Source organism: Gottfriedia acidiceleris (genome assembly GCF_002128425.1).
GTDB classification, from domain to species: Bacteria; Bacillota; Bacilli; order Bacillales; family Bacillaceae_G; genus Gottfriedia; species Gottfriedia acidiceleris.
The window spans coordinates 618,929-633,186 of sequence record NZ_NESS01000001.1 but is presented as its reverse complement, the minus strand read 5'-3'; the positions used below and the strand labels follow the sequence as shown (position 1 = coordinate 633,186).

Below are 14,258 nucleotides of genomic sequence, written 5' to 3'. Positions count from 1 at the left end.
TTTTATAAAAACTTGAAGAGCTTCAGTGATTATATTTAGTAGAAATCAATTTAGTTTTCCAAGAAAGGTAGCCTTTTTTAAGAAGAAGGTGCCTTTTATTTGATAATAACCTGGTCAAATTAATTGAAAGTAAATGAAGTTGTAGGAATTGATATTATAAAAAAATAGGTACTATTATATGTTTTTGGACTATTATGATAAAATTAAACATATTCAAGTTCATTCTGAGGTAAATGGTAATTTGAATAGGAAGAAGAGCTATTTATGTGAGCTCTGACCTTTAATATTTCAGAGGTTGACTTTCCGACTACAAGAGAAGCCATTATGGCTAAGGAGGAATTAAAAATGACAAAACTAGACCTACTGAAAGATTTTATTCTTAACAAAGAATTAGACATCGATGTATCTTTACCTACGGATGATTATACAAATTTTTCTTATAATGGATTTGATGCGGGTACAGTCTATAATAATGACACCTACAGAATTTCTGTAGCTCGTGGAACAAAGGTAGAACGACTATTCCGTAAACGTAAATACAAAATGAAGGTTTCGAAAGACAATAACAATAATCTAGTTGCAATCTTTGAACTAGCAAGTGCTGAAGATTTTGTACAAGTTAAAACGTTGCTTTTGAATATGGATAAATTAGCTAGCAACGGACTTCGTGAAGAATTGAACCGCGCAAATTAATTTCATTTCATATTAATTTTATATGAATGTACAACTAACTATGAACGTTTGTTAAATAATATGATCGAACCCACCAATATAAGGTGGGTTTTGTTTTATCTTAATTCCCTACAATTCTTCTAAATAAGTCCTATCTAACTAATAAAGCATCCCGACATAAAGAAAATAGCATTAGTTATCTAGAACTGTTTTATACACCGATTTTTAGGTACACCGTCACGATGAAATCTAGTATCCAGTTCACTTTTGAATATTCAGATATTTTTGTAAAATTGAATAAAAGTAAATAAAAAGGTGATAAACATATGTGCAAAAATAATAAAACAATCATAACAATGAATAAATATTATGTAAGACCAGGTGACGAAATCGAATTTATGCCAAAAGAGGAAAATGTAAAAGAGATCAAACCGAATTTAGTAAAAGGAATTGTAACAAAAGTTCTTTCAAATTCTGTAATTGTAGATATGAGAAGTGACCGTACCCACCGCAATTATTACGAACATGATCATACTGTAATCAACCACAAAAAGTATAAAATTTTAGTTTCTATTTCAAAAAGCTAACAATGTTGATTTCCTAGAAAATAGCCTTATCCCACATTTAAGGGATAAGGCTATTTTTATCATTTTTTTGAAATCTATAGGCTTATTTCTTGCTGTCATTTTGCTTCATACATTGAGACATGAGTGACTATGAATTTATTCTGAACAAGTTACAAAAAAGGTGAAACTTACAACATTTTTCATAATTTAGTAACAATTAATGGAAAAAAAGTAAGTTGAAAAAGGTAATTAAAAATGGAAAAACTCAAATAAGTTAACAGAAAATACACCAATATTTCACTGAATTTCCACTATTTATGTAAAGAATTTATTGGAACTATATTAGAATATTTATAGAGCGCTCTATAACGTGATTGTTGATACTATCGTGTTAATTTATCAGAGTACATTGCCCCAAAACATTAATAAAAAGTAACAGAAAATCATCGCACCTATCTTTAAAAATGACTTTCTATTTTGATATAACCCATATATCCATAGCATTGTAAAAAATACAAAACCTATTTGTCTGATAAGAGAAGGATCGTTGAGTACATCAAATATGTTTATGATTAAAAACAATAAAACTATTAGAATTGACGTTACAACTATTAATATAGGCTTTTTCAAAATACATACCACCTTTTACTATTTTTTAACCGGGTATTAATTTACTTAATTATACTTTAAACTTTTTATTTTGAAAGGAGAAAAAATTATGAAAAAAAAGTTAATCGCAATGTCAACTACATTTTTACTATTGGGTTTAGCACCTTTTAAAACAAATGCAGAGGATATTACTAATGGAGAAAATCCTGAGAGTGTAATTAATGAATTTGAAGTTGTAGACGAGACACAAGAACAAGAAATTGTATCTAGTTTTACTGAGGTTGTTGAGTATAATCAAGGTGGTGAGTTTAAATCAAAAACAATTGTTGAAGAAGGTATACCAATGTCATCCCAAAAACAATCTCGTGTAGCAGTTGGCGAAGGAACTTCTATTGATTATAAATTAATAGATAAGTTTAATGGTTCTAGTAAAGTTATCAGATCATTAAGTGATTGGACATATTCTTTTGCATCAGCGTACATACCAGAAAAGTTTTTGAAAAAACCTTGGTCTAAAGCAGCTGCTACTGCTACACTAAACGCTTTATACAAAGGTTCACAAGTAAAATATTATACAACAAAAGTATATCAAACAAAGGATTCCGTTTATTATTACGGTAAAGCTGTATCTTATGAATACTCAGATTCCGCAAGAACTAAATTATCAAAAACAATCACACATATTTCAAGAGTAGCTAAATAATAACGATTCATTTTCCGTTCTAAATCAAATAAAACTAAATATTGCATAGAAAAGTACAATTGTACATCCGGTAAGCGCAATGGGGTTTAGAAAATCTTAAAAAAGTTGCAAGTACAAATAAAACGTCCCAAGAATGATTTTAAAATATTAAAGTAAACATAAAAATATTGTTATTATTAGAGTAGTTTTAAAGCAGGAAAAAACTGCTTTTTTTTTTCAGGAGAATAGGGATAAAATACTAATAGTACTGCCACTTTCATGGAATAATCTATGTTTATAGATTAATAAAGATGGATTATTTAAGTTAATAAATGTGTGAAGATCTCCTTGATATATACCACGATAAGCTACCTAAAATTACTCTTCTAAATTTACTAAACCCTCTTAAGAAGTAAATATTTCAAAAAACGGTGGCGAAACTGCAGATAATGTAATATTTTTTATATTTTTGTAATATTATCTTCCATTTTTTAACAAACTCAGACTTTAGACCGTTTTGTTCTCCAATTTGTTTTGTTAAAATGTCATTAGAAATTTAGAAAATATTGGAAATAAGGAGGACGAAATGAAAAAGGCAATTGTACAAATTAAGAACTTATCAAAGGAAATAAAAGGGAAGAAGATTGTTTCTGATTTAAGCTTTGATATTTTTGAAGGCGAAGTTTTTGGATTTTTAGGCCCAAATGGTGCTGGTAAGACGACTACAATCAGGATGATGGTTGGTTTGATGAATATTTCTGAAGGTGACGTTGTCATTAATGGTCATAGTATTAAGTCCAACTTTGAAGATGCAATTAAGAATGTAGGGGCAATTGTAGAGAATCCAGAATTGTATAAATTCCTAAGTGGTTATGATAATTTACTGCAATATGCTCGAATGGATAAGAATGTCACAAAAGAGAAGATTGACGAAGTTGTTGAATTAGTAGGTTTAACTAGTGCTATTCGTCAAAAAGTTAAAACGTATTCTCTTGGTATGAGACAGCGTCTTGGTTTAGCTCAATGTTTACTACATGATCCGAAGGTTTTAATTCTTGATGAACCTACGAATGGTCTTGATCCAGCGGGTATTCGTGAAATGAGGGACCACCTGCAGCTTCTAACGAAGAAAAAAGGAATGGCCATTATTGTATCGAGTCACTTATTAGCAGAAATGGAAATGATGTGTGATCGAATTGGTATTATTCAACAAGGTAAGCTAATAGATGTACAGACTGTTACAGAGCTTACAACTGAAGATGTTCAAACATATTCAATTGAAGTGAATAATAATGAAACTGCACTTAAAGTGCTATCTAAACATAATGTTCAAATTGTCGATGGAGAAATACATATTGAATTAACAAGGGAAGACGTACCGAATGTAATAGAATTATTAGTCGAAAATAGCATTCGCATATATGGATTTAAGGCAAATGCAAAAACATTGGAAGATCGTTTCTTAGAAATTACGAATGTTTAACTACCCTTAGAAGTCTCATTGTTTCTTAGAAATTTAAAAAGAAAGGAACTTAAATCATGTTAAAATTGATTCAAAATGAATGGATAAAGATTATTAAAAGACCAGGTACAATTGTGATGGTTGCTCTTATTATTTTACTAGTAGGAGCTACAGGTTCATTTGTAAAATATTATGAACATAAAAAAAATCAAAATGCAGATAAGAATTGGAAGCAAACACTACAAGTACAAACTGCAGAATACAAAAAGGAATTAAAAGGTTTAAGTGATAAAGATGACCTTCAAAGACCATTTTTAGAACGAAATATTGCAATTAATGAGTACAGAATAGAGCATAATATTTCACCAAATGAAAAGACGAATGTTTGGACTTTTATGGATGTTTCATCAAGTTTGATTATATTAGTAGGACTATTTACGATTATCGTTTCTGCTAATATAGTAGCGAGTGAATTTAATTGGGGTACGATTAAGCTATTATTGATCCGTCCGTATTCAAGACAAAAAATTATTATGTCAAAATATTTAACTAGTATTCTATTTGGTTTTGCTATGTTATTTATATTATTTCTTGTTTCGAATTTATTAGGTTTAGCACTATTCGGTGCAGGTAGTGGAAATACTTCATATTTAGCATATGTTAATGGTCATGTTGAAGAGCAAAGTAGACTTGTCTATTCTGCAAAACTTTACGTAATGAGCTTCATCGAAACATTTATGCTAGCTTCGATGGCGTTTATGGTTTCAACTGTGTTTAGGAACAATACAATTGCAATAGGTATTTCAATTTTATTATTAACAGTTGGAAGTACAGTGACTGGTATTTTGGCTGGATTTTTTGATTGGACAAAGTATATCTTATTTGCCAATACAGATTTAATGCAGTACGTTAAAGGTACTCCACTAGTAGAAGGAATGACGATGACATTTTCAGTAATTATGTTATTAGTTTATTTTGTAATTTTCCTAGGATTATCATTAGTTGTATTTTCAAAGCGAGACGTAACAGCTTAAGTTGTGAGATCAAGGGACTAATTTCATCAAAAAGCCTTATTCTGATTGAAGAATAAGGTTTTTTGATGTTCAATTAGTTAAACGATGTAATTTTTTACCATTAATTAGAATAATTTCCATCCCTTTTTCAAATCATAAAATAAAATCAAAATAGGGGAACAGTATGAGAACTTATAAAGATGGTATGAAAAGAGATTCCTCAAAAGAAAATTGGATTGATGAATTATCGAAATCAAATGATTTCGTTAAATTTAGAACTTCAAGTGATCTAGAGAATGATAGTTACTATAGCATTTATTTTTTCCGAACGTTAATTAGGTCTGAAGTTATGCATGAACAAGTACTTCCATATTTGACGAAGAACTATTCATTAGAAGATTTGATGTCTCAGCTTCCTGTCCAACAACTTACGATTACTTCAGATAGTTCTAAAATCATAAGTAAACTTCTAAAAGGCTATACTGCAATTCAGTATGGTGAGAATAAAACTGAATGTTTACTTATTAATATTTCGAATAATGTTTCAAGAACGATTGGTCCACCTATAATGGAAGCTACTACTTTAGGTCCACAAGTTGGATTTGTAGAAGATATGGATGTAAACATAAATTTAATTCGAAATAAATTACCAATTTCTGATCTTCATGTGGAGGAATTGGAAGTTGGAGAGCTATCAAAGACAAGTGTTGCGGTTATCTATTTAAGTGGAATTGCTGATGAGGAAAATATTAATACAGTTATACAACGGATTAAAGATATCCAATATGATCATATACCTGATAGTTCTTTTATTTCGTCTATGATTGGGGATAACACGCATTCTATTTTTCCACAATCAATTCCTACTGAAAGACTTGATCGAACAGTAGGAGGATTAACTGAAGGGAAAATTGCCATAGTTGTGGATGGTTCACCAAATGTTCTTCTTACACCTGCTTTAATTGACGAAACTTTTATAGCAATGGAAGACTATTATGTTAATTGGGTGCTTGCAACGTTTTTCCGTTTTCTTAGAATGTTTGGTTTTGGACTTTCGATATTTATTACGCCTTTTTATGTTGCTATTTTGACCTATCATTACGAGCTTATTCCACCACGATTACTCGAATCACTTGTTATATCCAGAGCTTCCGTACCCTTTCCACCAATTATTGAGGTCCTATTTTTAGAGATTACAATTGAGTTAGTGAAAGAAGCTGGTCTTCGTTTGCCATCAAAAATTGGCCAAACGCTCGGGATAGTTGGTGGGATTGTAATTGGTCAAGCAGTAGTTGAGGCAAAGCTAACAAGTAATATTCTCTTAATCTTAGTAGGTCTTGGTACACTTGCTTCCTATACATCTGCAATTTATAAGTTTAATAATACAATCCGGTTTATTAAGTTTCCAGTTGTATTAATGGCGCAGTTAATTGGACTATTAGGTATTTTCATGGGGTTTGTATTTTTAGTTGCTCATTTACTTAGATTGACGTCTTTAGGTAGACCATATTTGGGCACTTACCCTTTAAGAAAAACTGCATTTTATGACTTGTGGTTTAGAATGCCATTTGCTAAACAGACAAAAAGACCGACGAATTTGAGACCAGCTAAACTTTTTCGAGCAACAAATGATATAAAACGTCCTGGTCCACCTAGTGACTTTGATGAATAATCTATGAGGAGATTGATCTATGACAGTTTATAGAAGACAACAGGTTTCTCCCTATCTCCTGTTTTTTATTATTACTGGCTCACAAATTGGCGTGGGTGTTTTAGGGTTTCAACGAATTATTGCTAAAGATGCAGGCTATGATGCTTGGATAAGTGTCATAATTGCAGGGCTTTTTGTTCATATCGTTGTATGGTTAATGTTTAAATTATTAACAAATGCAAATGGAGATATAATCGATGCCCATAAGCAGTTTTTTGGTCATATAATCGGATCAGCCTTTAGTTTAGTCATTATGGCTTATTATACAATTGCTTGTATTTCTGTATTAAGATTATACATTGAAATAGTCCAAGTATGGATGTTTCCGACGCTCTCAACATGGTTATTAGCTATAATTATTCTTTTGTTATGTTATTACATCATTTCAGGTGGTTTTCGTGTTGTTGTTGGAATTGCTTTCTTGTCAGGAATTTTCACTGCACTTCTTTACACGCTATTATTTCATTTGCCACTTAAATATGTTCATTTGGATAATATTTTTCCTGTTTTTGATCATTCGTTTAAAGATTTATTATTATCTGCAAAACAGTCGGTTTACACGATGGCAGGTTTTGAAATATTGTTGATGGTATATCCCTTTATTCGCAATGGAAATTCTTCTCAAAAATATGCTCAATGGGGAGTCGCTTTTTCAACTTTAATTTTTACTTTATCTGCTTTTACAACATTTTTACTATTAAGTGAGAAACAAATAGAACATGTAGTCTGGGCAAGAATTTATATAGCTAAATTAATTCATTTTCCATTTTTAGAAAGGTTTGAATATATTTTAATTTCTACTTTCCTAGTTAAAGTGATCTCAATTTTAACTACATTATTATGGAGCACCAGTAGAGGACTAAAATTAATTTTTAAATGTAAACAGAAATATACATTAATTTTTATTAGTGTTATTAGTCTTATTGTCTGTCAATTGATGGAAACTCGTTACCAAATCAATTTATTCACAGATTATACAAGTAAAATCTCAATGTGGCTTTTTTATATTTATATCCCACTTTTCGCGATTATTTACACTTTTATAAAACCTAGGAGAAAATTATGAAGTATTTCGTCTATCTGATCATTTGTTTAATTAGTTTATTAAATGGATGTTCACTTGTTCCTGCTACAGATGTTAATGAATTAAATTTAATAGAAGGAACAGGATTTGATTTAACAAAGCCAACCGAGTATAGAGGAACTGTGATTTTTCCGAATTTTCGTTCAAATGGTTCGAGAGATTTTGACGTGATTTCTGCAAAAGGAGAAACAATAAAAAGAGTAAGGACTAAACTGGATAGTCAAGTAAGATATAGGTTAATATCTGGCCAGCTTAGGCTTGTTGCCTTCAGTATGAATTTTGCAAAGAATGGGATTTTCCCAATCATCGACACGTTTAATCGTGATCCAGTTGTAGGGAGTTTATTGCAATTGGCTATAGTAGATGGAGAAACATTTGATTTACTATCATTAAAGGAGTATAAAAAAGAAAATCTAGCACTATATCTCCACGATATGCTATTACATAATTCAGAAACTGGTCCATTACCTTATACTGATTTTTCAACATTTGTCTATCAATATTTTGAAATAGGTCAGGATCCCTATCTTCCAATTTTAAAAATTGATAAGAAAAAGATTAAAATATCTGGGATTGCTCTTTTTAAAGGCGACAAAATGGTTACAACTATTCCTTGGAAATACGTATTTATTTTTAAAAGTATAATGGAATCCTATAAACAAGGGTTGCACCAGTTTAAATTCAAAGATGGAGTTTATATAGCAATTGATAATGTAAAATCGAAAAAAAAAGTTGATATTAAAATTAAAAAAAATATGCCTGAATTTACTATTAAATTGAAGATGAATGCTAGAATTCAGGAATATACTGGTGATAAACCAATCATGTTTCCAAAACATATTAAAGAAATTAATAAAAAGTTAGAAAAACAAATTGAAAAAAATGGTCAGGAGCTAATATCAATACTTCAAAAAAATAATGTTGATCCACTTGGTTTAGGCTCAAAATTAGAAGCCCACCAAAGAGATTTTGATTTGAAAAAGTGGGAAAAACAGTATCCTAATGCGAAAATAAAAGTAAGTGTTGATTTAGACATACTACATAGCGGAATTGTTGAATAGATTTGTGTAAAATAATTAGAGGTTTTATTAAGAAGCAAAGATTTTTTTAATAGGCGTCTTAAGGTCATAGGTGACATAAAGATGTCTATTTTTATTTTGTCCTCATTCAAAGAAGTTCATTAATTGTATAAAGACAATGTTTTTCGAATAATTCCTATTTATTTTAAGGTAATTCCTGGAGGGATTATGCTTTTTAAAAATATTTTTATAACCCATGCAATCATCATTAGTTTTTTTTATCTAACTTCTTCCATATTATGGGGAGGAGCAAGACAAAGGTTTACAGGGAAATCGAAGTTACAAGAATTTTTTATTGGGATTCTATTGAGCGGTTTAACGATTTTATTAATTGATTTCCCAATTATCACAGATCATGGAATGAATATTCAAATTAGAGCTCTTGGAATGGAAATCGCAGCAATCTTTTTTGGGAATCTTACCTTAATTACAATGTTTTTCTTCGATATTATCGTATTTTATTTTATTAATGGATTTAATGATTTTTACATAATTGACTCACTTTTACTATTGTTTGTTTTATTTTTTGGATTTTATATGAATTATCAAAAATGGGATGAAAAGAAAAGAATTTTTTTTCTGACTCCTATTATCATTTTATTTAGAGGTATTAGTTTTTATATAATCGATAAATGGATGCTAACACCGATTGGTGAGATTGTATTAGGAAGGTTACTTCAAACGATTGGGTTGTGGGTTTTAATGTTTGTTCCAGCATTATTATTAAGTTACTTTATAGCTTATCAAACACGTAATACAGAAATTAAATTAAAGAAAATGGAAAATATCGCAAATGTTGACAGTCTAACTGGACTATATAACCGTAGATACTTTGAAAAACAACTTTTAAAGGGATGTTCCAATTCCTATCAATCATCAATACCAATGACACTATTAATGATTGACGTGGATTATTTTAAAAAATATAACGATTTATATGGTCACCCAAAAGGTGATGAATGCTTAAGAAAAGCAGCAGCAAGTTTACAATTAGAGACGACAAGCGCATCCGGTATAGTTGCACGGTATGGTGGAGAGGAATTCTCAATCTTGTTACCGAAAGCTGATCTGAATGATGCAATGAAAATAGGCAATCGAATATGTAAAAATATAAAAAAATTAAAGATTGAACATGAGCAATCAGATAAAAAATTAGTTACATTAAGTATAGGTGTAGCATCATTGATTGCTGAAACAAAACAAGATTATCAAATTTTAATTAAGCAAGCAGACCGAGCATTATACAAATCAAAGCATAATGGAAGAGATCAAGTGAATTGCTAAAAAGTGTTGAAAATATGTATAGTGTAATATGCGAAGTAGTGTCCGAAAAAAGGATATAATATAGATTCAAATCTAGTGAGACTTTAGGACTCACTAGATTTTTTTTGTAAATAAAAAATTAATGATAAATGAGCAGTTAGAATAATAATGTTAGAATAAGGTACATAAAACATATTTAGAGGAGAGATGTACATATGAAACAGCAAAGCTTAGATCATCACGTCAGATATCATCCAGTTTTCCACTTTTTTGGTGCACCATTAGCGTTAATTACAATCATTGGTTCAATCGTTAATCTATGTTTTTCGATTAAAAACAGCGATCATGTTTGGTTAGCGGTATTTATTTTAGTCACTTCGCTTTTATTAGTTATTTCATTTTTTTTAACAAGACTTTATTCCAACAAAGTTCAAGATCGTGTCATTCGAATGGAAGAAAATTTTCGTCACTATACTTTAACAGGTAAACCTTTAAATTCTAATATTACAATGGGTCAGATTATTGCTTTGCGATTTGCAAGTGATGAGGAGTTTGTAGAGTTAAGTGAAAGAGCGGTAATTGAAGGGCTGAGTTCGAAAGAGATTAAACAAAATATTAAAAATTGGCGTGCTGATGAGTATCGCGTTTAATTTAGTATTAAGGACCTTACTTAGTGTAGGTCTTTTTTTTATGCATTATTTTCGTTAATTAGTAGTAGGGATCGTTCTTCTTGAACTTTTACTTTTGAAATAATTACTTACGAGCTTAATAGATTAAAAGCCTTAGTTTAGGAATATTCCGTAGATAAATTGTTGGGTTTTTTAAATTATTTCGATAAATATAAAGGGTAAATTTGGAAAATTTTGAATCTTTATAGTTGTACTATAAACAAAAGGGGAGAGTATTGATGAGAAAAATGAAACGGATTGGTAGCAAACTATTGTTAAGTTCTGTATTGGCTTTTCAAGTTTTCACGCTACCAGCATATGCGAAGTCTTCTGAAACTACATCTGTAGTCAAGACCATTCCGCAAATTGATCGTCTAGTCGCTGATTTATCAAAAAACTCAAGCACAATCGGTATGCATGCAGGAATTGCAGTGTATAACATTAAAACAGGAGAAATATTGGATCAATACGACGCGGAAAAAACATTTGTACCGGCTTCTAACTTAAAGCTGTTTGTAACTGCAGCAGCACTTGATAAACTTAAGTCTAATTACCAATTTAAAACTGAAGTGTTCACGACTGGTCAAATTAACAAAAAAGGAGTGTTGCATGGCGATGTAATTGTCAAAGGGTACGGTGATCCATCCTTATCAGAAGTGGATATGCAAAATATGGCAAAGGAACTGTCAAAGAAAGGTATTACATCCATTAGTGGAGATCTATTAGTAGATGATAGTTACTATGATGACGTCCGACTTGGAGCAGGATGGATGTGGGACGATGAATCATATGGATATAATGCTCAAATCAGCGCATTAGCTGTGCATGAAAATATGATAAGTCTTTCTATTACTCCAGATGGTGCTACTGGTGAATCACCTTCATTAGGGATGAATCCTATTACCGATTATGTAACTGTTCAAAACAATGCGCAAATTGTTGATGGTAGCAAAAATAACATTACGATCGATCGACCTCGTGGAACAAATACAATTGTTATTAGTGGTACGATTGGTAAACTTTCATCGGCCTATACTGAAGATGTAGCGATAGACGACCCAGCTCTGTTTGCAGGTAATGTTTGGAAAAAAGCTTTGAATACGGAAGGAATTGACATAACAAAGAAAAAAGTGCAAGTAGAAAAGACTAAAATGACAACAGGTACTCCGATTCTTGTACATAACTCCAAACCCCTTAGTGAATTGATTGTTCAGTTGAATAAGCAAAGTGACAATTTCTACGCGGAGATGCTTTTGAAAGCATTAGGAGTAGTTGCTAAAAATGAGGGGAGCTTTGATGCAGGAGCAGACGTTATTGAGGAATTTCTCAAAAAAGCTGAAATTGATACAAACTATAGACAGGTTGATGGATCCGGTTTATCGCGTATGGATTTAATTTCACCAAAGCAAATGGCACAATTATTAACTTATGTGTCTAAACAAGAGTATAAGGATGTATTTGAACGGTCATTACCAATTGCAGGTGTTGATGGAACGATTAAATCACGAATGATCGGAACGAGTGCTGAAAAAAATGTACACGCCAAAACTGGTTCTATGAGCGGAGTAAATAGTTTATCAGGTTATGTAACAGATCAAAATGGTGATAAGCTTGCGTTTTCAATTTTCTTAAACGGTGTTCGCACATCATCTTCAGCCACAGCATTTCAAGATGCGGTTGCTGTTCTGTTGAGCCAGTATCCAAATCAAATAGGTGAAGGAGCACAAACAATAGCTGATACATTCTTACTTTCTACCATTATAGATCCTATTTTGGATCAAGAAAATTTAAAAGGTGTAACTACAGGTATAGTTGTTGGTTCACTTGACCGTAAGAGTGGGGAAGAAGTGCTGTATCAACGAGATGGTGATGATCTACTTACGCCTGCTTCAAATATGAAACTTTTGACGGGAGCTACTGCACTAAGAGAACTCGGTTCTGACTATGTATTCAAAACGGAACTTTATTTAACTGCGCAACCAAATAAGCATGGAAAAGTAGAAGGGGATGTCATTATTAAAGGATACGGGGATCCAACACTGCAGTCAGAAGATCCATCTGGCCAACAAGACGGTACAAAGATTGCAAAACTAGTGGAGGATTTAAAGAAAAGAGGAATTACTCAAATCACTGGTAATATTATAATTGATGAAAGCCAGTATGACTCACAGCGACTTGGAACTGGATGGGCATGGGATGATGAAACATATGGATACAATGCCCCGATAAGTGCGTTATCAATTAATAGGAGTTCAGTTCTAGTAAACTATCAACCTAGTGAAGTGGGGAAACAAGTATCCTATCATTTAGAACCTCAAACCGAGTATGTGCAAATTATAAATGAATCGAAAACAGTATCAGCTGATGCAAAGAATACATTTGCAATTGAAAAAGAACGAGGCAAGAACATAATTCACTTAAAAGGAGACCTACCTTTAGGTGTACAACCTAATAATGAACAGATCGCTGTAGAGGAGCCATCTTTGTATGCAGGTACAATTATTAAAGAAGAAATGGAAAAAGAGGGTATTAAATTAAATAAGCGAGTAGTGGTAAAGACTGGCGTTGTGACAGAAGGAAGTGAGAAAATAGCTCAAATAGCATCTCCTCCGTTAAGGGATATTCTTGGCTATATGAACAAAAACAGTGACAATTTCTATGCTGAAATGATTCTAAAGCGACTTGGAGCGGAAAAGAAAGGGGAAGGAAGCTCTTCTGCAGGTGTACAAGTTGTTAAAGACAACTTACTTAAGTTCGGTATTGAGCCAACATATAGAATGGTAGACGGATCTGGTTTAAGTAGATATGATATGATTTCTGCCCGCCAAATCGGATCTTTACTTGTAGGAATGAGTAAAGAACCTAATTTTGGTGTATATTATCAGTCTCTCCCGATTGCAGGCGTTGATGGCACATTGAAAAACCGAATGGTACAAACACTTGCTGAAAATAATATGCATGCTAAAACCGGTACCCTTACAGGTGTGAGCGGACTGTCAGGCTATGTGACTACTAAAGATGGTGAACATCTGTATTTTGCGATTCTAATGAACGGGTATACATCAACTTCAAGTACTCTTACAGATGCACAAAATAAAATTGGCGTAGCATTAGCTGGAGTTACATTTAAATAGAACAAAACTAAGATCAACAAAGCCGTCTATATGAAGAGACGGCTTTTATTCTTCAAAATAATTAATATATGTAACTTATGTAATTACTTTAGTCATATTTTGTAATATTCATTTAGTCTATAAAAGAATGAGCTAGAACCGAATACCACGGGGGATTAAACTTGAAAAGAGGCTGAAGAAATGCTTTTTTTGCCGATAATTCCATAATTTTTGATATATCACTGTAATAAACATGCTGTGAAAGTAAATGATTTATCATCTCCCTGTTACTTTTTTCTCGAAAATCTATGTTACGATTAGTCTAAATTAGCAAAC

The 14,258-nt window shown here is 31.7% G+C and carries 11 protein-coding genes; all 11 read left to right on the top strand.

Features of this window, described 5'->3' with window-relative positions:
* The first annotated feature begins 345 nt into the window (after window positions 1–345).
* The 11 genes from B6K90_RS03370 (at window position 346) to dacB (ending at window position 13,943) form a co-directional block, all read left to right on the top strand.
* On the top strand, window positions 346–693 hold the full coding sequence (locus B6K90_RS03370; RefSeq protein WP_088011191.1) for a hypothetical protein: 348 nt from the start codon (window positions 346–348) through the stop codon (window positions 691–693).
* Window positions 694–998: 305 nt separating this feature from the next.
* Window positions 999–1,259: a DUF2187 family protein gene (locus B6K90_RS03365; protein ID WP_088011189.1), complete on the top strand. Its 261-nt coding sequence runs from the start codon at window positions 999–1,001 to the stop codon at window positions 1,257–1,259.
* A 697-nt stretch (window positions 1,260–1,956) separates the two neighbouring features.
* Window positions 1,957–2,550 (top strand): hypothetical protein, encoded by a 594-nt coding sequence (locus tag B6K90_RS03355; protein WP_088011185.1) that lies wholly within the window; start codon window positions 1,957–1,959, stop codon window positions 2,548–2,550.
* 565 nt (window positions 2,551–3,115) lie between these two features.
* Window positions 3,116–4,012 (top strand): ABC transporter ATP-binding protein, encoded by an 897-nt coding sequence (locus B6K90_RS03350; protein ID WP_088011182.1) that lies wholly within the window; start codon window positions 3,116–3,118, stop codon window positions 4,010–4,012.
* Window positions 4,013–4,068: 56 nt separating this feature from the next.
* Window positions 4,069–5,025, top strand: coding sequence for an ABC transporter permease (locus tag B6K90_RS03345; RefSeq protein ID WP_088011180.1), 957 nt, complete (start codon window positions 4,069–4,071; stop codon window positions 5,023–5,025).
* 163 nt (window positions 5,026–5,188) lie between these two features.
* Window positions 5,189–6,676 (top strand): spore germination protein, encoded by a 1,488-nt coding sequence (locus B6K90_RS03340; protein ID WP_088011178.1) that lies wholly within the window; start codon window positions 5,189–5,191, stop codon window positions 6,674–6,676.
* 19 nt (window positions 6,677–6,695) lie between these two features.
* Window positions 6,696–7,781: a GerAB/ArcD/ProY family transporter gene (locus B6K90_RS03335; RefSeq protein ID WP_088011176.1), complete on the top strand. Its 1,086-nt coding sequence runs from the start codon at window positions 6,696–6,698 to the stop codon at window positions 7,779–7,781.
* Window positions 7,778–8,860 (top strand): Ger(x)C family spore germination protein, encoded by a 1,083-nt coding sequence (locus B6K90_RS03330; protein ID WP_088011174.1) that lies wholly within the window; start codon window positions 7,778–7,780, stop codon window positions 8,858–8,860. Before B6K90_RS03335 ends, B6K90_RS03330 begins: the two co-directional genes overlap by 4 nt.
* A 186-nt stretch (window positions 8,861–9,046) precedes the next feature.
* Entirely contained in the window at window positions 9,047–10,162 is a 1,116-nt protein-coding gene (locus B6K90_RS03325) for a GGDEF domain-containing protein (RefSeq protein WP_088011172.1), read from the top strand.
* Between the two features lie 194 nt (window positions 10,163–10,356).
* Window positions 10,357–10,791, top strand: coding sequence for a DUF6526 family protein (locus B6K90_RS03320; protein ID WP_088011170.1), 435 nt, complete (start codon window positions 10,357–10,359; stop codon window positions 10,789–10,791).
* Window positions 10,792–11,048: 257 nt separating this feature from the next.
* Complete coding sequence (gene dacB / locus B6K90_RS03315) at window positions 11,049–13,943, top strand: D-alanyl-D-alanine carboxypeptidase/D-alanyl-D-alanine endopeptidase (protein ID WP_088011168.1); 2,895 nt, start codon at window positions 11,049–11,051, stop codon at window positions 13,941–13,943.
* Window positions 13,944–14,258: the final 315 nt, after the last annotated feature.

Bases quoted from the DNA above. Each gene is read 5' to 3' on its own strand.
- B6K90_RS03370 (WP_088011191.1), top strand. From the start codon at position 346: ATGACAAAACTAGACCTACTGAAAGATTTTATTCTTAACAAAGAATTA.
- B6K90_RS03365 (WP_088011189.1), top strand. From the start codon at position 999: ATGTGCAAAAATAATAAAACAATCATAACAATGAATAAATATTATGTA.
- B6K90_RS03355 (WP_088011185.1), top strand. From the start codon at position 1,957: ATGAAAAAAAAGTTAATCGCAATGTCAACTACATTTTTACTATTGGGT.
- B6K90_RS03350 (WP_088011182.1), top strand. From the start codon at position 3,116: ATGAAAAAGGCAATTGTACAAATTAAGAACTTATCAAAGGAAATAAAA.
- B6K90_RS03345 (WP_088011180.1), top strand. From the start codon at position 4,069: ATGTTAAAATTGATTCAAAATGAATGGATAAAGATTATTAAAAGACCA.
- B6K90_RS03340 (WP_088011178.1), top strand. From the start codon at position 5,189: ATGAGAACTTATAAAGATGGTATGAAAAGAGATTCCTCAAAAGAAAAT.
- B6K90_RS03335 (WP_088011176.1), top strand. From the start codon at position 6,696: ATGACAGTTTATAGAAGACAACAGGTTTCTCCCTATCTCCTGTTTTTT.
- B6K90_RS03330 (WP_088011174.1), top strand. From the start codon at position 7,778: ATGAAGTATTTCGTCTATCTGATCATTTGTTTAATTAGTTTATTAAAT.
- B6K90_RS03325 (WP_088011172.1), top strand. From the start codon at position 9,047: ATGCTTTTTAAAAATATTTTTATAACCCATGCAATCATCATTAGTTTT.
- B6K90_RS03320 (WP_088011170.1), top strand. From the start codon at position 10,357: ATGAAACAGCAAAGCTTAGATCATCACGTCAGATATCATCCAGTTTTC.
- dacB (WP_088011168.1), top strand. From the start codon at position 11,049: ATGAGAAAAATGAAACGGATTGGTAGCAAACTATTGTTAAGTTCTGTA.